This is a genomic window from Leptospira fainei serovar Hurstbridge str. BUT 6 (assembly GCF_000306235.2).
GTDB lineage: Bacteria > Spirochaetota > Leptospiria > Leptospirales > Leptospiraceae > Leptospira_B > Leptospira_B fainei.
This window is the reverse complement of sequence record NZ_AKWZ02000002.1, coordinates 309,732-332,987: the sequence shown is the minus strand read 5'-3', so window position 1 is coordinate 332,987 and position 23,256 is coordinate 309,732. Positions and strand designations below refer to the sequence as shown.

Below are 23,256 nucleotides of genomic sequence, written 5' to 3'. Positions count from 1 at the left end.
CTGGGTCATTTTAAAATTGGCTGAAATTCCGAGGTTTCCATATTGATGGAAGGGCTTTTTTTAAAAGCCACTTTGGAAATTTTGAATTTGTGCGAACGAGGGGTTAAAGTTTCTTGGGAATAAAAATCTTTAGCGCCGATCATTGTAAATCTTTGGATACCGGACTTATAAAGTCCATTCAAAAGCGTATCGAATTCCTTCTCATCGGGGAGTTCGAATACCATTCTTTCCTTTTCGAAGGAATTAGGTGGAAATAGCGCGGATCCGTTACGGTAGATGATCGTCTTCTCGGAGAATGAGTCCAGTTCCTGGCGTTCTACGATGATTGATTTCGTAAATTTTCTATAAAGAACATCGTAGGTAACGGAACCGATCACGGAATAGGATAAAAGTGCTATTGAAAGTATGCGAGGAATTTTCTTTTGGAAGAATCTAGCTTCTTCCAAAGATTTTATCGCATAAAGAAGCAGGATAGGAGTCACCGTCAGTAAAAATCGAGGACCGAATAGCACTCCTTGCCAGAATTTTGTAGAAGTCAAAATCGCCGAAAAAAGAACGAAAAAAAGAATTCCGATATAAGCGATTCGATGGTTGCTTTTCTGAACCGCATATCTCCAGGTAAAAATCAAAATAGGGTAAGCACCAAGTAGCCCTAACGAACCGTGGCCAAAAGCTAGTAGTTCCCAGAGAAAAGCAGCCTGACCAAACAGATCGTATTCTTTCGAATTAAAAGTCTGAAGATACCCTCTGGATCCAAGCGGATGTCCCACCACAGTATAATTGCAGATAGCCTGAATTAAAAAGAGAGTTCCGAACGAAAGAGGAAACCAAAATAAGCGAATATCTTTGGGTTTCAGGATGACCTGGGCCAACATTAAGGATCCTGCAAGTAGAACCACTTCTTGACGGAAGAAAGCGGCAAACCCGAATAATAGTCCCGCAAATATCGTATCCCGAATTTTTTGATTCTCATTATTGCGGAATAAAAAATAAAAACCGTAAGTAACGGTTCCGATCGAAATAATATACTCGGACAAATCCGTTGCAAACAGAGTGAATGTGGAACCGGCTAACAGAAATAATAGGAATAGAAATCGAAATCTAATGCCGAGTTTCAATTCATGAGTTAGCAGATATAGGGAATAAAGAGTTAACGCACCGAAAATTAAGGAAACGAGAAAACTTCCGAATCGACCCAGAAGAAATACGAAAGGCGCCTGCATTATCGCGTAATAAAAAGGAAAGACGTAATAGCATTTGCCTTTGTAGGCGTGTGCCATCGTTGCACCCTTTTCTATCGTTAAAGGTAAAAAACGAAATTCCGGATCGAAATTTTTCCCGAAGTATCTGCAGGAAAAATCCGGAAATCCTTGGATAAGAAGATCCGCAACTTGCTGCTGTTTGATTGCGCCGTCGCCGACTCGAATACCGGTCTGATACTGCCAAGCCAAAAAAAAGAGTAGGAATATCACGCCTAAGGTCACGAATCCCTTTGCCGTATTTCCGAAGGAAATCAGTCGAGACGATGCGGCTTGAAACATTGTAGATAGGAAATGTCCGTTCGGACTGAGGTCAAGTAAATTCTCCCGCCGGTTTAGAAGCGGTATCTCGACGGGAAGTCGAGGATTTTCCTTTACATCATACGCTGCATTCGCGAGGATAATGGCGATTCATGATTCTTACTACTAAAATCCGAAGAAGCCTAAGTCTGATTCTTTTAGCGTTTGTCCTGTTCGGATCGGTGACCTATTTAAAGCCGCAATATTCATTCAATTGGGACATTCATAATAAAGCGGTTCAGTCCTTTTCGTTACTGAAAAATCAATTTCTTTCCGAAGAATTATTTTATCCGGGCAGGGTCGTTGATCCGGAATTCCTGTATTTTCCCCAGCAGGGAAATGTCTTTCTGCAAATTCAAGGTAGAAACTTGAGCGCTTTCCCGATCGCCTTTGCGGCAATTTCCGCCCCTTGGATTTGGCTTCTGGGATTTTGGTCTCTGCCGTATGCGAGCGCGTTCGGGCTCCTTCTATGCCTGATTATTTTTACGAAATACTGGAAGCCGACTTCGTTCGTTCTGATGATCACGGTGTTCTCGACTTTCTTATGGATTCTCAGTGTAGAATATTCGGAGCATAGTGTTTTTATCTTATTTTCATTGTTGGCAATAACCTTTACCGTTAAAGGTAATAGGGCAGGAAATTGGACGATTCTTCTCGCAGGATTCTTTTGCGGCCTGACCGTTTGGTTTCGTCACGAAGGCCTCGTTTATTGCGCTAGCCTTGCGATGTGGATTTTCTTAACGGAACCGAAAATTAAATTTACGTTTCCCCTTCGCGTTTTCCTTTTTTGCATAGGGGCGGGAGTTACGATAGGAGGTTTTTTTCTATTTAATTATTTCGACTACGGTCATCCATTGGGACCTCGATACCTAATCAACCGAGAGGGACTGAGTGTTCCGTTTCTAGTTCGCTTGGACTGGGCCAAAAGTCTATTGTTCTTAGGCGGATTTAAGCTGGGATATTTCGGTTATATGCCGGCAGCTTTGATACTCTTTATGATTCTCCTTTTTTCCTGGAGAAAATTATCCCGTAGCAATCGTCTTATCTTCGGATCTACTCTTACTTACATTCTTTTGGTGCTCGCAATCGTACCCAATGACGGATTCACGAATTGGGGGCCTCGTTTTTTCGGACCCGTCGTTTTCCCTTTCGTGATTCTTTTCTCAAAATATTTTTATTATATGAAAAAGAAACGTAAGTATCGCCTGCTTAAATTCATTTTGCTAGCTTGCCTAGGATTTTCCTTTTTGATGGGAATTTTTGGGATTAAATTCATTGCAGAAGGTCGAAAGCAACAGTTTCTTAATAACCGACTTTATAATTCTACTGAAACGGATATTTGGATTTTTCCCGACGATTCGATTGCCTATATGGCCGGAACGGATTATTTTAAAAAGATCGTATTTCGAGTATCTAAAACTTCGGATTTGGAGATTCTTTTGCCGAAACTCCAGGCGAATTGGCCGGGCGCCAAAATCGGATTCTTCCATATGGATCGGAATAAAATCGATGCGAGAATGAAGGAGGCGTTGAAAGCAAATCCTGAATTTGCCGAGAGTTTCCGGAAAACGGTTTGGGACGATGTAGAGCTGGAAAAGATCGTTCGTACGTATTTAGTTGCTCCCAAAGATATCCGTTCGGATCGGCTCCGAGTTTGGACGGGAAGTTTAAACACGAAACCTTCGAAATAAGAGTGACAGGATCCATTTGAACAAATTTCTAAAAGATACTCGGAAGTTTTAACTAAGGACTCGAATGATATCATCTTTCTTGAATCGTATTTACGAGCGGATCGTTTCTTCTTTGCTCTTTAAATGGTTTGGTCCGATCTCTATCTTACTTTTTATATATATCTTGCTCGTCAATTCTTGGGTAGGGGAAGATTCTTACATCACGTTCCGGACGGTTGAGAATTTTCTAAACGGTTTCGGCCTTCGCTGGAATACGTATGAACGGGTGCAAGCATACACTCATCCGCTTTGGATGTTCGGAATCGCTTTCTTTGGAGTGTTTCGAATTCCGTTATTCTATGCCGTATTACTATTGTCCTGGATCTGCGTAGCCGGTACTTTTTATCTTTTGTCACGGGACGAAAACTCGATTCAAAAAACCGGTATTGCCTGGTTGGCTTTATTATTAGTTTCATCTCGGGCATTCGTAGATTATTCCACTTCAGGTCTCGAGAACCCGCTTTCCTTTTTTCTTTTGATTTTACTCTTTTTAGAAGGGGAAGGATTTCTTAAGGAAAAATCCGGTGCTTACATTTTTCGTTTTTGCCTAATTCTTGCGTTATTATATCTGAATAGACAGGACACAGTTCTGTTCGGTCTCCCTTATCTTGGATATTTTTTTCTATCTTCGTTAAAATCAAAAAGGGTGTTGGGCACAATCGGTTTTGGATTCTTGGGTTTACTTCCCGCATTGATTTGGACTCTCTTCTCCATTCTTTACTACGGATATCCGTTTCCAAATACCGCTTATGCAAAGTTGAATACCGGAATTCCTTCCGGCGAACTCTGGCTGGCCGGATTGCTGTATCTGCGAAATTCTGTGGTTTGGGACCCCGTTTCAATTCTGACCTTAATCTTTCCGATCGTTTATTTTCTTCAGTCGTTTAGAAAAAAAATTCAGCCCGAATTTCTCCTGCCGCTTCTCGGGATTTTGCTATATTTACTTTATATAATGAAAATCGGCGGGGATTTTATGGCAGGAAGATTTATTTCTCTGCCTTTCGTTGCCGCGGTGTTTCTTTTAACAAGAATTCGGCATCGATCGGTGATTATATTCGGATTTCTCTGCTTTATACTTTTTACTTTGCTGAATAAACGATCTTATTTATATACGACTCCCGAATATCACAGGCTCCGCGTGGACGGTCACATCGTCGATGAAAAGAGTATGTATTTTCCTAAGGCTAACTTTCTCCGCTCCTTGTATATTAAGGATTTTCCGGATCATGTTTGGGCCGAGTACGGAAGAAAGTATCGAGACGATTTAAAAGCTTCCCCATCCGAATTCCCGGTTTGTGCAACGTTGAACGTCGGATACTTCGGCTATTTCGCCGGACCGGAGCGAAGAATCATCGACGTTTATGCTCTGACGGACCCCCTTCTAAGCAAGTTGCAAGCGGCAAAACCTTGGAGGATCGGTCACTTCGGAAGGAATATACCTCAAGGGTATATCGAATCCGTGGCGAGCGGAGAAAACAGGATTAAGGAAAAAAATCTCAGAGAGTACTACGAAAGGCTTAAATTATTAACCGAAGCCGAAGATCTTTTCTCATCGAATCGTCTTTTCGAAATTTTCCGAGAAAACATCGGCGTAAATAAGCAGCTTATCGATCAATATAAAGACGATTTGGAATGGCAGCCGATTCCGGTGGGAGTAAGTTGCGGCTTAGGAAAGGGATTTTAGAAAACTATTTTTAATTTTCGGAAAACTGAATTCGTTTTTTAGCAACTACTTTAATAAACTAGGAATTTCCTTGATCCGTTGACGCCTGATTCCATCTTAAGTTGAGAATGGGTGAAAGCCAAGGCGGGTGGACAGTCGATCGTTGGAAAGAATGGTTTTCCAGCGGCGAACTTGTCCCGTTTTTCCAACCTATTCTTTCCGTCGAAAACGATTCTATTTTCGGTTTCGAAGCGCTTGGTCGATTCAAAGATCAAAACGATCGCATTCATAGCCTGGGCCCCTTCTTTCTATCGGAACCTTCCCATTCGTTTTCGCCGGAAGAGAGACTTCGATTTCACGATTTAAAACGCGACGTGGATCGTTCGATTCGAACCAAGGCGTTACAAATCTTATCCGAGAGCACAAATTTACCGCCGAATACGAAACTATTCTTAAATATTTCTCCCACGTTTATGCAGGATTATCTCATATCCGGTTCGAACGATGATCCGTATACGTTAAAGTCGGCCAAAACGATCGGAGTCGATCCTCGGAAGATCGTCATTGAGATCGTCGAGGAGCATTTTTCAGGAGAAATCGATCAGTTAAAACCGTTGATAAATCTTTACAAAAGGGAAGGGTTCCTGGTCGCGATCGACGATTTAGGGGCAAGATCTTCCAATCTAGATCGAATCGGCGCACTTCATCCGGATATTATAAAAGTCGACCTGGGATTGATAAGAAGCTCGGTGGATTCAAGAAATTTTCAGGAAATCCTTTTTACATTATCCCGACTGGCAGAGAGCTTGGGTTGCTCCCTATTATTCGAAGGAATCGAGACCGAAACGGAGTTATATAACGCATTGACTTACGGTGCGCGCTTTCTCCAAGGATTTTACTTTGCTGAGCCGAGCCCCGATCTTATAGATATTTCCGGTCTGAGCATCCGATTTTCCCAACTGCATGAGTTATTCTTTTCCTATAAAAAATACCAATTACTCAGGCGAATTAAAAAAGAAAGAGAACTGGAAGATAGACTCGAATCGGCAGGAATCGAGGTCTTTGTAGAACAGGAGATTCTCAGAATTCGAATTCGCAACGCCTATCTTCTGAAAGATTCGATTTTTAGAATGTACGTAACCGATCAGGAGGGAAGACAGCTCTCGCCGAATTATACCGAATTATCGCAAGAAATCATGCAAGAAAACGAGAATTATTTGGGAAGAAACTGGAGCTGGAGACCTTACTTTCTGGAGCAATTCTATAAGAACGCCAAGAATCCATCGGAAGGTTGGATCGCAAGTAATCCGTATTTCGATTTGGATAGTAGAATCCTACTCATCACTTATTCAAAGAGATTAATGGACGGCAACGTACTCTTCGTGGACGTCAGAATGTGGGATTTTCCCTAGGTTGGAGAAACTTTTACGCCCGCATCGGCCAAGAGGCGGTTGACGTTATCTATATATCTTTTTTTCTCTCCCGGTCGCGCAGAGTTACCTTCCAACGATAAACCGACATACAAATTATTATCAGCGTCTCTCGCTACGGATCTGACGACGCCATAGGCAGTCAAGGGCGCCTGCATTTTGAAGAAGATATCGAATGTAAATCCGACTCGCCTCGGTAAATCGTCGTTCAAGTCGGGATGATTGATTTTTACCCGTAAGCCGCCGGTAGATAGATCCAATACCGGAAATCTTTCCTTGACCAAAATCGTGTTGGACTCCCGTATTCTGTCCACCATTTCGAACGTTAAAGTCTTGATTTCCATTACGTCCGTCATATCGATTTCGCGTGTGCGATTCTGAGCAAGGACATATCCGATCGGAATAGCCTGTTCGTCATGATTGATGTAAACGATCGGAACGATTAGTTCCGACTTGATTTTCTGATTCGCATATTCGATGATTTTTCTTCGAACATCCTCTTCGTCGCCCAATTCATGTTCATAATCGACATAGCCGTTCTTGTCGGAAGTTCCGTAACTTTCCGGTTTTTGGGTATTCGGGATAAAGAGAATTTTACCGCTTTTCTTAACTAAATCGAATTTATCCCCTATGGAACGGAATACGTCGATTTTAAGAATATCGTACTTCGGCTTCAGGGTGCGCTCGTAATCGGCAAAGTTCACTTTTACCGAGGTCGGGACATTGAACAAATTTGCATCAATTGTGGTTTTACTAGTCCGAAGATTCGTAATCCATACGGAACCGTCGGGAGGTTTGATCCTTGGAAATTTGCGTTCGCGACTTGCGATAGACACGGATTCGACTTCTAATACGAACTGATTATTGGGACGCTCCTCTAATACTTCGCATTCCAATTCAAGGTAACGAGCCAGAAGTTTATACAAAACTACGCGGGCGTTGAGTTTAAATTGCTCCGGAGCCTTTCCTTGCACCAGAATCTTTTTTGCATCCTTACTGACCGAGAGAAGTTCCACGGAATCGTGTTCGTCAGTGTCTCGAACCAAGAGTTCGGTTTTCAGCAGGAATTTTCCGATGATATGGAGTCTTTTTTCCGGTTCAGATATGAGTTCCCGATCTCTTTGTTTCCGATCTACCTTTTCCATTAAATTCCTAGGTGTGGGGGGTGGAAATTCTCTTGATTCCAGCCTTTCGCTTCGTTTTGATGTAATAGGTAAGGTACACTAATGTCAAACCAATCTTACCGCAACTCCCAATTTTTAGACGGCCTCTCCGGCGAAGAACTTTTCAGCATGCAAATCGGGCTGACCTACAGGGACTTTTTAGTTCTTCCAGGTTTTATCGATTTTCATCCATCCGAAGTTGAGCTTGAAACACGGCTCACCAGAAAGATCAGATTAAAAAGACCATTCGTAAGTTCTCCGATGGATACCGTAACCGAATCCGCAATGGCGATCGCCCAGGCGTTGATGGGAGGAATCGGAATCATTCATTACAATAATACGATCGACCAGCAGGTTGCCGAAGTAACGAAAGTCAAGCGTTTTGAAAACGGCTTCATCACTGACCCGGTGGTACTTGGCCCGAAAAATATCATCGAAGATCTGGATCGGATTAAGGAGCGCCAAGGGTTTACTGGAATTCCGATCACGGAAGACGGAACCAGAACTTCGAAACTCATCGGAATCGTCACCAATAGAGATATCGACTTTGAGAGAGATAGAACCATTTCTTTGGATAAAGTGATGACCACGGACGTCATTACCGGGAAGTCGGGAATTACGTTGAAAGAAGCGAATGATATTATTAAAAGAGAAAAGATCGGTAAATTACCGATCACGGACAAGGACGGGAGATTGGTTTCCTTGGTCAGCCGTTCGGACCTGAAAAAAAATAAGGATTTCCCGGATTCTTCCAAGGATGAAAGCAAGAGGTTACGTTGCGGTGCAGCTATTTCTACGCTACACGAATCTAGAGATAGAGTCGCGGCGCTTTACGAGGCCGGTGTCGACGTGATATTTATAGACTCGGCCCAAGGAAATTCGATCTATCAAATCGAGATGCTGCAATTCATTAAGAAGAATTTTCAAAATTTGGAAGTCGTAGCGGGAAATGTGGTGACTAGAGGCCAGGCGGAAAATTTGATTCAAGCCGGAGCCGACGGTCTTCGCATAGGAATGGGGCCTGGATCCATTTGCATTACGCAGGATACTATGGCGGTCGGGCGTGCACAGGCAACTGCAGTTTATCAAACCGCAAATCATGCCGCTAAGCACGACGTTCCCGTAATTGCCGACGGCGGAATCACGAATATAGGCGATATTGCGAATGCTCTGGCCATCGGAGCTTCTGCCTGTATGATGGGATTCATGTTTGCGGGAACAAACGAGGCGCCCGGAGAGTATTTTTATGAGAACGGAATCCGTCTCAAGAAGTATAGAGGAATGGCTAGTATTGAAGCGATGAAGGCCGGCGGGGATAAACGATATTTTAACGAGGGACAAAAAGTCAAGGTGGCCCAAGGGGTTAGCGGATCCGTCGTAGATCGGGGATCGATTCTAAATTTTATCCCGTACTTGAGCCAAGGAATTCGTCTTTCTTTCCAGGATATGGGCCATAAAAGCATTCAAGAGTTGCATAAAGCGTTGCGCGATGGAAAACTCAGATTCGAAAGAAGAAGCGAATCCGCTCAGGCCCAAGGCTCCGTTCATAGTTTGTATTCTTATAGTGCACCGAGTCTAAGGGCCGAATAATCTTTAGGATCCCTTTTTAGAACCAATTAGAGGCTAGTAGAATTGCTACGATTTCTTTCTAAATCCGTTTTTCTCTCGGCCTTGGTTGTACTATCCGGATCGCTTAGTCATGCCCAAACCACTGCGGAAAAAACGAGGGTAGCCCAGGAACTTGTCGCTCGATTGGACCAAGCCTTGCTAAAGACGGACGGATTGGTTAAGGCCAATCTCATCTTAATCAAACGTTCCGGAGATACATGGAATTGGGATATGAGCGTTTTTCGAAAAGGGGAAGATTCTCTTTCCCTTTTCGAAAGCAAAGGACGAGGATTGGAATATAAGATTCTATTTAAGGAAGACGGGGAATTAATTTACGCATTTAACGCCCTTTCCAGGAAAATATTCCGAAAAACTGACGAGGAGAAATACGAAAATCATCTAAATACAGGTTTCAGTTTCGTGGATCTATCCGGAACGTCCTATCAGGCCAACTATAATCCGATAGTGCAAAGCGACCTCGATGTAGGAGGTAAGAAGATGAAACGAGTATCGATGCGTCCGATCGTTCCGTATTTTTATTCCAAGTTGGTTCTACTTTTGGAGCCGGATACCTTAAAGCCGACACGATTGGATTTTCACGACAAAGACGGGGTTTTGTATAAGACTTTAAACATCAAGTACGGGCCGGTAAAGGTTAAGTCTAAACAAAAAGTCACCCGGGACGAGATGGCGAGCAGACTCGAAATGCTTGATTTGAATTCCGGTTCGATTAGCGTACTTGAATATACGGAAGTGGATCGGGACGTTAAACCGGATCCGTCTCTCTTCGAATTGGAAAACTTGAATCGATTCTAAAATGTCCGATTCGGAAACCGTTTTTTTTCGCCCGAACTTCCTTCCCGATTCTAATTTGCAATTGGATCCGGAAGAAATTTCTCATTTAAAAGCTCTTCGTATTTTTAACGATAAGAAAATCGTTATCGTAAAGGACGGAAAAGGTACCAGCTATCTCTTTGACGTTCCTCCTTCCGGCAAGACGGGAAAGATTCTCAAAACCGAATATAAAGAAAATACGTTTCCACCGGCAGTTATTGCGACCGCCATTCCGAAAGGGAATCGACTCGAATGGTTAATTCAAAAAGGAACGGAACTTGGAATAACCCGGTTTATCTTTTTAATCTTTGCACACTCGGATAGAAAAGACTTGAATACCGAAAGGTTATTGCGAGTCGCAGGAGAGGCTTGTGCCCAGGCCAAAAGGGAGTTTCTTCCCGAAATCGTCGGGCCAATACCTCTAACTCGATATTTGGATTCTCTGAAAAAAACGGATGATGAAGTTCTGCTGCTGGATCCGGAAGGATCAGGAAAACTTGATATAGATTCCATTCGAGGTCGAACCGTTTTGATCGGTCCCGAAGGCGGCTTTCGCGAAGAGGAAAAAGAATTGTTTAAGAAGAACGGAATTCTCGGCTGCAAGGCGGGAAATTCGATTTTAAGAATCGAGACAGCCGGTATTTACGCGGCGTCGCTATTTCGCGCCTCGTCTTAACGACTCGACTATTTGCCGACTCCGCTTGCCCCTAAAAATAAAAGACAATTGGTATAGTTACTACCGCAATCGCGCGTACAAGCCTGTTGAAGTTGCAGGCAAAGCGTTACAATGCTACAGGCGACATTGCAATTCGAAAGGCAGGTATTCAATGCCAGTAAATTGTTTCCGGTGACTGTCGGTCCGTACAGGTTCTGGCAATTGGCCGTGCAAGAAGCAATTCCGCCCCCGACACAACCGGCTAAGAAAGTATTTACAGCCGCGCCCTTTATATCCCGTTCTTTATGCTCGCAAGCTGTCAGAAAAATTGCCGTAATGATCAAAAGAAGCCGTAGGGACAGGGTCATATAAGTAAAAGGTTTTCGGTCGTTAGGTAATGGTAAACTAAAAAACATTGGACTCGACAAACAGGAAACCTGGAATAGAAGCAGAACTAGACCGAGGTGCATCAATGTTGGTCAACGGTAAACAGGTGTCTCTAAGTGATCTCTCTTCTCCTAGTTTGATTTCACTACTCGAATCTTTAAAACTAAAACCTGAAATGGTAGCCGTTCAAAGAAACGGAGAAATCGTAAAAAAAACGGTTTGGCCCGGAGTGACTCTTCAAGACGGAGATCGGATTGAAATTTTAAAATTTGTAGGCGGCGGATGAATCGGAGTCGAAAAAATCTTTCGAATACGGATCGTCCTCGCGCCGAGCTTTGGAAAGCTCCCGGATTGTATCCTATTCTGGATTTGGAATATTGCTCCAAAACACGAAAAAATCCTTTCGAGTTAGTTTCACTCTGGTCGAATCACCGAGACTACATTCCCTTTTTTCAATTGAGAGCTAAGAAAGAAGCAATCGAACAAATTACGATTTTGTACCAAAGTTTACGGGAAAAATTTCCCGATTTTCCGGTGATTTTGAACGATTATTGGGAATTAGCTCTTTCTCTCGGTTGCTTCGGATTGCATATCGGGAAGGAAGATTATGCGAATTTGGATAGAGAGACGAGGGATAAAATTCAAGCAAGCCGGCTTTTTTTAGGAACTTCCTCCCACAACTTGGACGACCTACGCAATATTGAAATCGGAGTTTGGGATTATACCGGTTTTGGTCCGATTTTCGATACTTCTTCAAAAGAAGAAACACGTCCGGCTATCGGAACTGTCGAGCTTTCCGAGGCGATGCGAGTGAGTTCCGTTCCCATTGCCCCCATCGGGGGAATCGTATCCGAAACATTACCGGCGGTCTTATCCGAAGGAAACTTTTTAGTCGCAATGATCGCAGGAGCGGGCGAGGCGGAAGATGTTCTAAAATCTTTACGCTTGCTCAAAGAATCCGGAAACGTATAGTTCTTAAAAGTAGGAAGAACTTTCAATTGACTCAGAGATTATGTCCAATAGGATGCTCCGTATGAAGCAACCAGGGGAAATCCGTCACCTCTCGGCGAAAGACGACCGAGATTACCTCCTCGATTACCAATCGATGGATGTAGATAATCTGGAAAAGACGGAGATCTTAGGAGTTCCTTTCGAGAACGCTAGTTTAGACGAGTCCGTGGCTAAGATCTATCATCTAATGGAAGAGAAGGATCACTATCACCATGTTCTTCTTTTAGACCCTGTTAAGACGATGGCCATCCGAAAAGGAAAGAAGCTGCATCGAATCGCTCAAAAAGCCAGTCTTATTCTTGCGGAAGGCGCCGGATTGCAATGGGCGGCTAAGCGACTAGGCGGCGAGTTGAAGGAAAGAATCCCTACCATCGCGTTAATGATGGATCTAGTTCGGCTTTGTGAATTAAGAAATTATTCCATTTTCCTTTTAGGTGGAAAGGAAAATATTATAGAAAAAGTATATTTCAATCTTTCTCGGCATTTCCCCGGTGTACGTATCGTCGGTCGCCACGCGGGATATATGAACTCCCAACGGGAATTACTCGTAAAGGAATCGATTCGCAAAACTAGTCCTAATATTATATTTCTTGCAATGGATTTTCCCGAACAGGAAATCTGGATCGAAAACAATACCGCTTTCTTCGGGCATGCGGTCGTGATCGGGGTTGCGGGGGCGATGGATATATTATCCGGAAAAGTGCGGAAGGCTCCTAACTATTTCAAATTGCACGGACTGACTTGGTTTTGGAGAATACTCGTACGCCCTTGGAGATTGGTCCGACTCAGCCGAATGATCGGCTTTTTCGTTTTTGTTTGGGTTAAATCGTTATTTCGTAAAAAGAAATAATCAATCCCTTAATCCGATAGGATAAGAGACGACCTTTATTTCCGAACCAGATCGCGAATCGATTCTAGAGTCGGGGAGACCCAATCTTCCAGGATCGGATCTTGCTTCAACGCTTCCCGTTTAAATAAAAGGTCCTTATTCGAGAGCGATATCTCGCTCGATTCTCCGATTTTTCGCGCCGTTTCGATGGCTTTCCAATAATTTTGCAAAGCTTCCGCAGTATACGATTCGGATTGTTGACCTGCCGTTTTCTTAGCCAAAATCTCATAGCAAGCGCCTATATTATTGTATGCGGCAGTAAGAGTCTGGTAAACTTCCTGATGATACGGATCGTCCGCTTTAGGGATTCCCATCGCGGGAATTTTCTCTTCCATATCGTCTTTAACTCTTAAATAATAACCCAAAGCTGTCTTGGTTTGTTTGGTATAGAAGAGAGCATTCCCTTTACCCATTAGCAGGGTGGGATTATAATACTCGTCCTTGTCTTCGAATCCGGTCCAATCAGCCAACGCTTTATCAAAGTCGGCGTCCATGTATTCCACCCAACCTTGAAAGAATTTCATTTCGCGTAACAGGGAACTCGGGAGCTCTCTTCTCCATTTGCGGATGAGGTCATATTTAGGCTCGTCCGAATTGACTTTTGCGAATTCCGCCAAAGACGCTTTTAGCTCTTTTCGACGGTTCTTTCTATTCTCTTCTTCTTTTAGAACCGAAAGACTTTTTCCCTCTTCTTCGGATCGAGCTCGGAACGGATAAATTTTCCGCCCGGGGAATTCCTTAATGGATTCCTTACCGGTTAATCCGGCGGAAAGAAGATACCGAATTTTTCCCTGATCAAAGTAAATCCGAGTAGGATTTCCTTCGAAGAGAGTTTCGTCTTCGTCTTTCGTTCCGAACCAACGTACGTTTCTGTTATATCTGTTTTCGGCTTCCCGTAAAAGGTCGCCGGCTTCTTCGAAGTTACCGACACGAACGGAATGTTCGGCAAGCTCGAGAACGGCGAGCCAATGCTTTTCGTCCAAGCTTGCCGCTTTTTCAAAGAAGCGGCGTGCCTGAACATTTTCTTTTATCGCTAAATAATAAATGCCGCGTTGGTAGTAACCTTCCGCATAGTTTTTACCATCGATTTCAACCTTAGTTCGCTCATCCTCCTGGGATTTGCGATAGATTGTATCCAGCATTCTAAGAGCGCTTTCTTCGATTTCGATGCCAGAAACCTGATCGACAGGATTGATATTATATTTGATTCGTAATTCTTCAGGATCCAACGCAGTATAAAAGGACGCTAATTTTGTGAGGGTATAAAAGGGGAGTTCGGACTCCATATCCAAATTATTCCGCAAAAGCCTGTGGTGGTTTAACACGAATTGAGGATCTCCGCTTTCTTTCCACATTTCGATATAGGTGGAAACTAAACCTGCCTGACCGGGAATACTTTTCGGATTGGCTTCTACGATTCTATTATAGAACGAAGCGGCTTTTCCGAATTCCCTTCGATTATAGTATATTTTCGCGATACCCGCGGTCGCTTTCTCGTCGTAAGGACTCTCTCCATCGGTAAAGACTCTTCGGTAGTAATCGATCGAGAGGGCGTCGTTTTTGAATTTTCCGCGCTTTCCGTCCGGCTCGGCGAAGTCAGGCATGACTTGGGAGTGGAACCAGCCTAAATTTCTATATGTGTCGTTTTCATGAATTCTCTCCTTGAGTCGCATTACCAGAAACGCACCGGCGGCTACGACTTTTCTAGGAGTTTTTTCCTGATCCAATAAGAATCGAATTCCTTCCGCCCCTTGATTTATGCCGAGCTGGCTTTTTAATTTTTTATCGTTCCAAGACTCGCCGGGAGCTAATTTCACGAGAGGGGCGTTTTCTCTCCGATTCCATGAGTCCAAGGTCCCGCTGAATCCTAGGTCGGGCTCGATTCTTCCGAATAACTTTCCGAAAGAAAGTTCGTATTCACCGGCTCGACTATACTCGACTCCGTATAAATTTAAGTATTTCAAATTATGAGGAAGAATTTCAGCGCCTTTATCAAAATAACTTTCAATAGAAATTAAATATTTCTTCCTCTCGTCCTCGCTGAGTTGGCCCAGGATTTTCTTAGCGCCCATTTCACGAATTTGTTCCAATCCATTTTCATAATGCTGAGCGGCTTGTCTCGGACGAATAATTCCGAAATACGTGAAATAGGCTCCGAACGCCAAAAGCAGTCCTGCCGCGATCGTATAAATCGTTCTACGAACTCGCTTACGTCTTTCTAGTAATCCCTCTTTCGTATAAATCGGATCGGAGGATATGATCGGAACTCCGTCCGCCGAATAAGCGCCGGAACGATCCGTTAAACTAATCGTAGTTCCTAAAGCGGCGGACAAGAAAGCGGCGACATCTTCCGGGGTACTTTCAACCTTGATAAGTTCTAAAAGGTCTCGTTGTGCTTTCTTAGAGAGCTTATCTTGTACGATCGATTCTATTACCGATCTTCGTAATAGAGGCGGATATCGTAGGATCTCCTTCTGAATGATAGCTAACTCTTCGTCGCTTAAGGAGCGATCTATGTCTTCCTTATCCTCACCGCCTAAGGAGCGAAGATCGTCTTCGAAGGATGGAGCTCCTAAATCTCCGTCCGAATCGGATTCTGCATCAAGATCGGGAGAGAAACTGGTAAAATCCGCGCCTTCGGGAGCCGCACCCAGATCCATTTCTGATACCGGTTCTGAGGAAAAATCCGCGAACGGATCGGCTTCCGGAAGGGAAGTCGCGCCGGAAAGATCGGAGAATGGATCCTGACCGCCTGCCCCCGATACCGGTGCAAAGTCCGAAAAAGGATCCGAATCGGAAGGTCCCGGTTCCGCCGCAAAAGGTTCAGTTTCTTCCGCTCCCGATTCGAACCCTAAATCGCCGAAATCGCTTTCATTGGAAGGGGAGGCTCCGAAGGGATCTCCTTCACCCAGACCAAATTCATCGCCTGGGGCATTTTCCATTGAACTAGCATCAAAGTCAGCGAACGGATCTTCAGTACCTGCCGCGCCTCCACCCATGTCAGCGAATGGATCCTCTTCCGCCGAACCGCCAAACGGATCAGTAATCGGTTCTTCCTGAGTTGTTCCGCCCATATCCGCAAAGGGATCCGAATCTGCCGGGGTAAATTCCTCACTGGGTGGAGAATCAAAAGGGGATTCCAGTTCTTGGCTTGAATCCATTCCTGCGAAAGGGTCCTCTTCTCCGGATCCAAAATCGTCCGTAGGAGTCGGTTCTGTTCCTTCGCTTGGAAATTCTTCGGCAAAAGGATCTTCCGGAGGAGGAGAGGAAAAATCGTCCGATACCGAAGGTTCTTCTCCCATTCCTGCAAACGGATCCTCCTCTTCGGAAGCTTTTTCTCCCGTAGCGGGCGGCTGGTTTAATAGTTCATCTAAGTCGATATCGTCTTCATCGGAAAAAGAAATCGGCTTAGGTCTTCCAGTGGATGGAGTCGGCTCGTCGCCTTCTTCTTCCCCGAATTCGATTTCGGATGCTTCTTGATCTTCTTCTTGCGGTTCTTCGTCACCGATGGAAATGGGCATAGTAAAGCCCATCTTATCCCGAAAGACGGAGAGCATCGGGTTCAGATCTTCCGATGTTTCGGGATTTCGACTCAGTGGGTCCAGTATAGAGCGTATTTGCTCCAAGTCCTGGGGGGAGTATTCTGGAGATGAGGGCTCAGCCATAAAGTCCTTAGGGATACTATCGGCTTAATCGAAAAAGATCAAAGAATTTTTCCTTATGTCGGATCCATCTATAAGACTCCGGAAATCCGCTTAGGGTTTCCGGGTTTTTCTACGACAATCGCAATAGAATGATTCCGGCCAACAAAACCAAGGCAGTCGTATTTTTGACACTAATTCTTACCTTCACTTTAGCCGCCGACGAGGCGGAGGACTGGATCGGCGCGTTTCGATCCGTGGATTATGAAGAAGGCGAAGAAGCCCTCTCCGAGGAAAAAATCTATTATTTCTGGCAGTTTGAAAATTTGAGGCGGGCGGTCCCTCCCAGATTTATACGATACGTGGATACTGCAACATCCTTACAAACCGGGAAATTGCTGAATCGAGGGGTTTTGTTTACCTATGAAGGTTTACAGAACGATGAAGTCAGCGTTTGCGGAGAATTCAACCACTGGCAATGTATTCCCTTACAAAAAAATGATAAGGGTATTTTTTACGGAATCATAGATATAGTCGGGGATACTTCTTACGATCCAAAACCGGCATACGAATATAAATTTCGAGTGGATGGTCTTTTCACCCATGATCCGGGTAACCCGGATACGTATGAGGACGGTGCCGGTTCCTTGGTTTCCAGAATTGCGTATCGTCACGGCGGTCCGAATAAACAGGTTAGTACCAGGATACTAGATGATTCGCCCCACGAAGAAAAAGAATTTCGGACCGTCGAGTTTCGAATTTATCAGCCTCAAGCCGACTCGGTTACCCTCGTCGGGGATTTCAATCATTGGGATCCGGAGGCGGATTTTATGGAAAGAGAAAGAAACGGCGTTTTTCGAATCGTGAAGAAATTGAAGCCTGGCGAGTATCTTTATAATTTCGTTGTGGATGGCAAAGTAATTCCCGATACATATAACCCGTTGACTCTGCTTAGGGAAGACACGGGGGAAATTTCATCCGCCTTAAACGTACCGGAACGCTCGGGTGTCCTAGAGAGAAAATAAAAAGCCCCGTTTAAGAAGAGAATAAGCGAGGCTAAAACTAGATTGACCTGGACCCTTGGGAGCCGGAATCTTTGCTTCCCACCATGGAAAAGCTTCGCTTATCGGTCTACTTGATCATTGCGGTCATCGTCGTGATTCTAGTATATGCTCTGTTAAAAAGCTGGTTCGTCTATGATCGCGGGATTGAAATTTCCAAGTCATCCTCTAACAAAAGTGAGACGGTATATGTGGAACCGGATGACGATTTGTTGGAACATTCCTCCGTCGCTTGGGGACGTTTTCTTTATTATCCCTTAAATCTGAATCGTGATAGGGAGAATTTCGGACCCCGCAAAACTTTAAATCATGCCCAAAATCTGGTCGTAGTCGATCTCTTAAGCGGCAAAATTCGGAAAGTATTTACTAAGAGCGTTTATATTTGGGATTACTTCTACGGCCAGGAGGAAGTGGAAACTTCCCGTTCCAACGAATCCGTCGAACCGAATCCTGACGCTTTTCCCGGATTGCAGACCGGTCGAAAGTTCATCGTGGTGGGGATGCCGGACGATACCAATAAAGACGGATATTTGAATCAAAAGGATTCCAAGAAAGTGTTCGTCTACGATCCGATTACCGAAGAATTGATCCAAGTGCTTCCTAAGAAGCACTATTTGGAGAAATTTCTTCCGGATTCTCCTAAAGATAGATTGGTTATGATCGTTCGTAAGGAAGAAGATATCGCTTCCGGAGGAAAGAAGAAACCCTCTTTGCCTACAGTATTTATTTACGATACCGCAGCTAAAAAGGGGCAGCTCGTCGCGAGACCTTGATTTGTTTCGCGACTTTCGTTCCTACGATTATTCCTCTCTAGATTCCAACCAGCGCTCCGCTTCTAAAGCGGCCATGCAACCGGAACCGGCTGCCGTAATCGCTTGCCTATAGTTTTTATCTTGAACGTCTCCAGCCGCAAAAACTCCTTCGATATTCGTTTTTGTCGTTCCGGGAACCGTTTTAATATAACCCGTCTCATCCAAATCCAATTGGCCTTCGAATATTTCCGTATTGGGTTTATGGCCGATTGCATAAAAGAGGCCCCTGACGGGAAGTTCTCTAGTCTTACCGGAGGGAATATCCTTAACCGTCAACGCAGTCAATTGGTTACCGTTTCCGGATGCCGCTTCCACAGTCGTGTTCCAAAGAATTTCGATCTTCGGATGAGTTGTCGCACGCTTCTGCATTATCTTGGATGCGCGCAAGCTATCTCGTCTGTGAACCAAATATACTTTCGAGGCAAACTTGGTCAAATGAGAAGCTTCTTCGACGGCGGAATCTCCGCCCCCGATAACGGCTAGTTCCTTGTTTCTATAAATCGGAAGAGCGCCGTCACAAACCGCGCAAGCCGAGATTCCTTTTTGCCAGTACGAATCTTCTCCGGCAATGAACATTCTTTTGGCCGTCGCACCGGTCGCGATAATAACGGAGTCCGCTTCGATTAATTCGTCGTCGGACCAAAGCTTGAATGGGCGGGAAGAGAAATCCACCTTCGTAATATTTTGAGTGTGAATAGTGGTACCGTATTTTTCCGATTGGGCGCGAAAAAGCTGGGTTAGGTGAGTTCCATCGATTCCTTCCGGAAAGCCGGGAAAATTTTCAACTTCGGTCGTCGTCGTTAATTGACCTCCGGCCGCAATTCCTCCAGCCATGAAACCTTCATACATTACTGGGCGAAGATTGGCTCTCGCTGTATAGATTGCTGCCGTATGCCCGGCAGGACCGGAACCAATAATTACGACTTTATGAGACATATCTGAAAACCTCTATCAATTTAGAACGATTCTAAATTGATTGTATTGTTTAGACTGGTTTCTTGTAAAGTAGATCTTTTTTTTGAGAACCGAATCCTTCCATTGAAACTGACCTATCGGAATCGAATTGGCTTGCCAGTCTGACCCCTTCGCCGATGCTTCCCGTATCCATGAATTTTGCGAAAAAGGCAGGATGGATCCTCTTTTTAGTAGGAATTGCATTCCTGGGGACGGAAGTCGGACTTCGCTTCCTCAGATCCCCTTCTCTCCAATACTATAGAGATCTAAAAGTTCTTCACCAGTACCACCCGGATTACTACGTGGGCTTAGAGCCTAATCAGTCTCTCTTTGTACGGCATTTTGCCGGGAAATGGGAGGGTCAAATTTCCACCAATTCCTTAGGTTTGCGTGGAACAAAAGATCCGATTTCCGAGAAACCGAAACTTTTATGTCTGGGCGATAGCCTTGTGATGGGTTTCGGAGTGGGGGATCCTGATACCTTCTGCGCTTTGCTGGATGGTCTGGAGCTAAAGGGAGGCGCCCGGCAATCTCTGAATTTGGGAGTGGATGCCTATGGTTCTTCGGGTTCGTATTTGAGGCTGAAAGATATCGCAGCCCGACTGGATCATGTTTCCGAAGTTCTTTTTTTCATTTCACCGAATGATTTTGATATGCCCGAGGCGCTGGCCGCTAAAGGAATCTTGCCTGACGATCAGACGGATGCGGTAAGGGAAACGGATCCGAACTATAAAAGAAATTTTAGAATCCAATTCGAACTTACGAAATGGTCTTACGCTTTGCAGGCTATGAAATTGGCCTGGGAGCAATTATCCGTCACCGCGGCAGTGACCAAAATGAATGTCGCGAACGAAATAAAATCCGCCGGAATGTCCAAGAATTCGCAACCGGGGGAAAACTTGGGATCTTATATTAAGAATTCCTTCTATCGTCCTCCGACGCGGCCGGATTGCTCTCCCTTAGCGCCGGTAATAAAGGACGCCGTATTAGGACCGGTCTGTCCGGAACCGATTCCTGCCGACGTTCATTGTACGGATACTGTTCCGAATATTACCGAGTTGGAATCTTTACCGGAGTTAACGCAACGCAGCTATGATGGAATGATCGCTCTTGCAAAAGAGAAGGGGTTTCGATTGATTCCCGTGATTGTTCCCATTCAAGTGGAAGAGATATACTGCTATAATAACGGGAAATATCATAAGCTGGAAAATTACGCGATTCGGTCGGCCTCCTATTTCGAAAAGAAAGGAATCCCGGTCATGAAACTGAAAAAAGATACGGTAAGCATGTGCAAGATCGGAACGGATGGTCGGCGCATCGGTATACTAGATCATTTTATTCCGGAAGACGGACATTTTACGAAAATCGGAAACCAATGGTTGGCGGAAGCGATTGCCAAACATTTAAAGGAGAGCCCATTTGCTCTTTAATTCGGTTCAATATTTAATTTTTGCGCCCGTCGTCATCGCGGTTTATTTTCTACTTCCCGCTAGGTTTCAGAAGTGGTGGCTACTTTTAACGAGCCTTTACTTTTATGCGGTTTTCAGGGTTCCGTTCGTAGCGCTATTAATTTATTCGATAGTCCTGACTTACTATTGCGTAGTGTGGATGGATAAGGCAGTCACTAAATCCGGAAAATTATTTTTTTTGAATTTAGTCGTATGGGGAAATTTACTTCTTCTCTATTTTTTCAAATATCTGGATTTTTCCTTTATCGCTTGGAATACGATTCTTGGATTGCAGCCGTGCGAATCTTGCTACGCTTATCCCTCGGGGGTTCTCCTTCCGATGGGAATCTCTTTCTTTACTTTGCAAGCGATCGCTTATGCGGTGGACGTATATCGCGGCCATGTGGGGCGAGCCAAGAATCTTTTTCAGTTCGGTCTGTTTTTGAGTTTCTTCCCGCAATTAGTGGCTGGGCCGATCATTCGGGCTCAGGATATGCTCCATCAGTTTTTGGAAGAGTATCGGTTCCGGAACGAGAATCTGCTTCCGGGTATTCGTCAAATCGCGTGGGGATTATTTAAGAAAACCTTTGTCGCGGATCCCATTGCCTTAATCATCGATCCCGTCTACGGAAATCCTTCGGTTTTCGGGTGGGAGGCATTGTCAATTTCTGCCGTCTTATTCTCCTTTCAAGTTTACTGTGATTTTTCCGGGTATTCGGATGTCGCGATCGGAACAGGGCGGATTATGGGATACCATATCCCGGCGAATTTTCGAGAACCGTTTTTATCCCAGTCGATTACCGAATTGTGGAGGCGTTGGCATATCTCGTTCAGTTCTTGGCTGAGAGAATACGTGTATATTCCTCTCGGTGGTAACAAGAAAGGCATTCCTAGAATGTATCTAAACCTGTTTCTTACTACGTTTGTGAGCGGGATTTGGCACGGCGCCGATTGGAATTTTATCATTTGGGGAGCGATTCACGCTTTCTTAATGGTAATAGAACGTTTTATTCTATCGTTTAACAGGATCTCTCAAGCTTGGGAAAAGGTTCCGCAGATTATTAAAATTGCATATACTTTCTTTTTCTTTGCAGTATCGATGTTTTTCTTCCGGGCAAAAGCGGCACCCGGGTATGAAGGCAGCATCGACGTCGCATGGACCATGACTGTGCGAGCTTTTACGGCGGCGAAAGGATTACCCTTGGACGTTCCTCTTCCGTTATTCGTTGCGGTTATTGCTCTCATGGCGGGAGATTATATCGTGGATAGAAAGATTCCGATATTGGAGAAACTTACGGATAAACCCATCTGGGTTTATTCGATTTCGGCGGTTTTGCTTTCCATTTGTTTTATTCTTTATAGTGTTACAGTGAGCCAACCGTTTCTCTATTTCCAGTTCTAACGACGAGCTAAATCTTCGCTAAGGCGATCGGCAATGAGTCCGTAGGCGTACGGATTCGGATGTCCGTCTCGGGCCAGAAAAAACGGTTCATGCTTTTCTTTCCAAATCGTTTGCAATGTAGGTCTTAAATCCAAGACCGACATTCGATTTTCAAGCGCAAGAGATCCGGCCTTGTTTAAGATAGTCGATTGAAAGATCGGTTGATTTGCAGGATTCGGTTCGGGAAGAAATACGATTACCAAGGGAATCTCCCTCTCCTTGCAAAAAACAAATAGGCTTTTCAACGCTTTTAAATGCGGATGGTCTTGCGCCAACGATTCTCTTGCGATTTCTTCCTGCGAAGAAATTTGATTTTCAGCAAGTTCGGGACGATATTGTTCGCGCAGTGTCTTCCATCCGTTAAAGACGGCGCTATACCGGGATAAATAAAAGGAGATTCTGGTCAAGAGTCGTTTCACTTTCGATTTGGAAAGAGCTTCTTCTCTAAAAGAATCTGCGACATCCGATATATGATAAATCCAATAAGCGACCTTCGGAGGATCGGACCGGTTCAATACTTCCCGAAGTATTTCTTGAATTCCTAAAGTCCCGACGGCATCCACACCTAGATTCCGGACTCGACCGGCAAAACCTATCCTTTCGGCCAATTGCCAGGAAATCGATTCGCGATCTTCCACTAAATACCCCATTGCTACGGAATCTCCCAAGATCCAGATTTCCTTTCGAGCGTGAAGCGGTTCAGTTCCGGGTTCGTAACTGATTCGTTCCCCGTTTTGATCCGTACGAATATTATACGTGTATTGCTTTGCAGGCTGAAAAAGGGTCAATTGCCGATTCGGGCAAAGGCGTATCCAAGGCAAAGGACCATCGGAGAGACAATGCAGTTTTTTATCGGATAATCTGAATCGAACGGACTGGAAGTACGGAAGTCTAAGCGATAATTCTAATATAATAAAAATAAATGATAGGGAAATTACGATTTTAAGATAAACTAACGACTTCAACGGAT

At 44.4% G+C, this 23,256-nt stretch carries 19 protein-coding genes; 13 read left to right on the top strand and 6 right to left on the bottom strand.

Annotated elements, in window-relative coordinates; all coding sequences use genetic code 11:
- Nucleotides 1–5 precede the first annotated feature (5 nt).
- Nucleotides 6–1,541 (bottom strand): LA_3751/LA_3752 family putative glycosyltransferase, encoded by a 1,536-nt coding sequence (locus tag LEP1GSC058_RS02955; RefSeq protein WP_016547976.1) that lies wholly within the window; start codon nucleotides 1,539–1,541, stop codon nucleotides 6–8.
- A 131-nt stretch (nucleotides 1,542–1,672) separates the two neighbouring features.
- Between LEP1GSC058_RS02955 and LEP1GSC058_RS02950 the strand changes: the two genes are divergently transcribed.
- The 3 genes from LEP1GSC058_RS02950 (at nucleotide 1,673) to LEP1GSC058_RS02940 (ending at nucleotide 6,364) form a co-directional block, all read left to right on the top strand.
- Nucleotides 1,673–3,250: an LA_3751/LA_3752 family putative glycosyltransferase gene (locus tag LEP1GSC058_RS02950; RefSeq protein ID WP_016547790.1), complete on the top strand. Its 1,578-nt coding sequence runs from the start codon at nucleotides 1,673–1,675 to the stop codon at nucleotides 3,248–3,250.
- 64 nt (nucleotides 3,251–3,314) lie between these two features.
- On the top strand, nucleotides 3,315–4,973 hold the full coding sequence (locus LEP1GSC058_RS02945; protein ID WP_016548018.1) for a hypothetical protein: 1,659 nt from the start codon (nucleotides 3,315–3,317) through the stop codon (nucleotides 4,971–4,973).
- A 107-nt stretch (nucleotides 4,974–5,080) separates the two neighbouring features.
- Nucleotides 5,081–6,364, top strand: a complete 1,284-nt coding sequence (locus LEP1GSC058_RS02940) for an EAL domain-containing protein (RefSeq protein ID WP_016548261.1) — start codon at nucleotides 5,081–5,083, stop codon at nucleotides 6,362–6,364.
- Here LEP1GSC058_RS02940 and LEP1GSC058_RS02935 read toward each other — a convergent pair.
- Nucleotides 6,361–7,527, bottom strand: coding sequence for a DUF1577 domain-containing protein (locus tag LEP1GSC058_RS02935; RefSeq protein ID WP_016547972.1), 1,167 nt, complete (start codon nucleotides 7,525–7,527; stop codon nucleotides 6,361–6,363). The two genes, LEP1GSC058_RS02940 and LEP1GSC058_RS02935, sit on opposite strands and share 4 nt — an antisense overlap.
- A gap of 81 nt (nucleotides 7,528–7,608) precedes the next feature.
- Here LEP1GSC058_RS02935 and guaB point away from each other — a divergent pair, with 81 nt between their 5' ends.
- Genes guaB through LEP1GSC058_RS02920 form a run of 3 tightly spaced genes read left to right on the top strand, consistent with a single transcriptional unit; the run spans nucleotide 7,609 to nucleotide 10,663 of the window.
- A complete protein-coding gene (gene guaB / locus LEP1GSC058_RS02930) occupies nucleotides 7,609–9,135 on the top strand; it encodes an IMP dehydrogenase (RefSeq protein WP_016547810.1) in 1,527 nt (508 codons plus the stop codon).
- A 42-nt stretch (nucleotides 9,136–9,177) separates the two neighbouring features.
- On the top strand, nucleotides 9,178–9,969 hold the full coding sequence (locus tag LEP1GSC058_RS02925; protein ID WP_016548100.1) for an outer membrane lipoprotein-sorting protein: 792 nt from the start codon (nucleotides 9,178–9,180) through the stop codon (nucleotides 9,967–9,969).
- Between the two features lies 1 nt (nucleotide 9,970).
- Nucleotides 9,971–10,663, top strand: a complete 693-nt coding sequence (locus LEP1GSC058_RS02920; RefSeq protein WP_016548190.1) for a 16S rRNA (uracil(1498)-N(3))-methyltransferase — start codon at nucleotides 9,971–9,973, stop codon at nucleotides 10,661–10,663.
- Between the two features lie 8 nt (nucleotides 10,664–10,671).
- Here LEP1GSC058_RS02920 and LEP1GSC058_RS02915 read toward each other — a convergent pair whose 3' ends face one another.
- Nucleotides 10,672–11,010 carry a hypothetical protein gene (locus tag LEP1GSC058_RS02915; protein ID WP_016548103.1) on the bottom strand — a complete coding sequence of 113 codons (339 nt, stop codon included), beginning with the start codon at nucleotides 11,008–11,010 and terminating at the stop codon, nucleotides 10,672–10,674.
- A 104-nt stretch (nucleotides 11,011–11,114) separates the two neighbouring features.
- Between LEP1GSC058_RS02915 and thiS the strand changes: the two genes are divergently transcribed.
- The 3 genes from thiS to LEP1GSC058_RS02900 all read left to right on the top strand — a co-directional run bounded on the left by thiS (nucleotide 11,115) and on the right by LEP1GSC058_RS02900 (nucleotide 12,890).
- Entirely contained in the window at nucleotides 11,115–11,315 is a 201-nt protein-coding gene (thiS, locus tag LEP1GSC058_RS02910; protein WP_016548094.1) for a sulfur carrier protein ThiS, read from the top strand.
- Nucleotides 11,312–12,001, top strand: a complete 690-nt coding sequence (locus tag LEP1GSC058_RS02905; RefSeq protein WP_016547874.1) for a thiamine phosphate synthase — start codon at nucleotides 11,312–11,314, stop codon at nucleotides 11,999–12,001. The genes thiS and LEP1GSC058_RS02905 overlap by 4 nt, the downstream gene beginning before the upstream one ends.
- A gap of 61 nt (nucleotides 12,002–12,062) precedes the next feature.
- Nucleotides 12,063–12,890: a WecB/TagA/CpsF family glycosyltransferase gene (locus LEP1GSC058_RS02900; protein ID WP_016547943.1), complete on the top strand. Its 828-nt coding sequence runs from the start codon at nucleotides 12,063–12,065 to the stop codon at nucleotides 12,888–12,890.
- A 35-nt stretch (nucleotides 12,891–12,925) separates the two neighbouring features.
- On the opposite strand, the gene LEP1GSC058_RS02895 is transcribed toward LEP1GSC058_RS02900, so the two are convergent.
- Nucleotides 12,926–16,594, bottom strand: coding sequence for a tetratricopeptide repeat protein (locus tag LEP1GSC058_RS02895; protein ID WP_039947937.1), 3,669 nt, complete (start codon nucleotides 16,592–16,594; stop codon nucleotides 12,926–12,928).
- A gap of 128 nt (nucleotides 16,595–16,722) precedes the next feature.
- Between LEP1GSC058_RS02895 and LEP1GSC058_RS02890 the strand changes: the two genes are divergently transcribed.
- Nucleotides 16,723–17,595: a carbohydrate-binding protein gene (locus tag LEP1GSC058_RS02890; protein ID WP_016548292.1), complete on the top strand. Its 873-nt coding sequence runs from the start codon at nucleotides 16,723–16,725 to the stop codon at nucleotides 17,593–17,595.
- An 83-nt stretch (nucleotides 17,596–17,678) separates the two neighbouring features.
- Nucleotides 17,679–18,404, top strand: a complete 726-nt coding sequence (locus tag LEP1GSC058_RS02885) for a hypothetical protein (protein ID WP_016548120.1) — start codon at nucleotides 17,679–17,681, stop codon at nucleotides 18,402–18,404.
- 27 nt (nucleotides 18,405–18,431) lie between these two features.
- On the opposite strand, the gene trxB is transcribed toward LEP1GSC058_RS02885, so the two are convergent.
- Nucleotides 18,432–19,379 carry a thioredoxin-disulfide reductase gene (gene trxB / locus LEP1GSC058_RS02880; RefSeq protein ID WP_016548042.1) on the bottom strand — a complete coding sequence of 316 codons (948 nt, stop codon included), beginning with the start codon at nucleotides 19,377–19,379 and terminating at the stop codon, nucleotides 18,432–18,434.
- A 170-nt stretch (nucleotides 19,380–19,549) separates the two neighbouring features.
- Here trxB and LEP1GSC058_RS02875 point away from each other — a divergent pair, with 170 nt between their 5' ends.
- Both LEP1GSC058_RS02875 and LEP1GSC058_RS02870 read left to right on the top strand, forming a co-directional pair.
- A complete protein-coding gene (locus tag LEP1GSC058_RS02875; protein ID WP_016548214.1) occupies nucleotides 19,550–20,827 on the top strand; it encodes an LA_2490 family SGNH/GDSL-type esterase in 1,278 nt (425 codons plus the stop codon).
- A complete protein-coding gene (locus LEP1GSC058_RS02870; RefSeq protein WP_016548258.1) occupies nucleotides 20,817–22,247 on the top strand; it encodes an MBOAT family O-acyltransferase in 1,431 nt (476 codons plus the stop codon). Before LEP1GSC058_RS02875 ends, LEP1GSC058_RS02870 begins: the two co-directional genes overlap by 11 nt.
- Here the strand turns inward: LEP1GSC058_RS02870 and LEP1GSC058_RS02865 are convergent.
- Nucleotides 22,244–23,251 carry an LA_2486 family SGNH/GDSL-type esterase gene (locus LEP1GSC058_RS02865; protein WP_016548211.1) on the bottom strand — a complete coding sequence of 336 codons (1,008 nt, stop codon included), beginning with the start codon at nucleotides 23,249–23,251 and terminating at the stop codon, nucleotides 22,244–22,246. The two genes, LEP1GSC058_RS02870 and LEP1GSC058_RS02865, sit on opposite strands and share 4 nt — an antisense overlap.
- Nucleotides 23,252–23,256 lie beyond the last annotated feature (5 nt).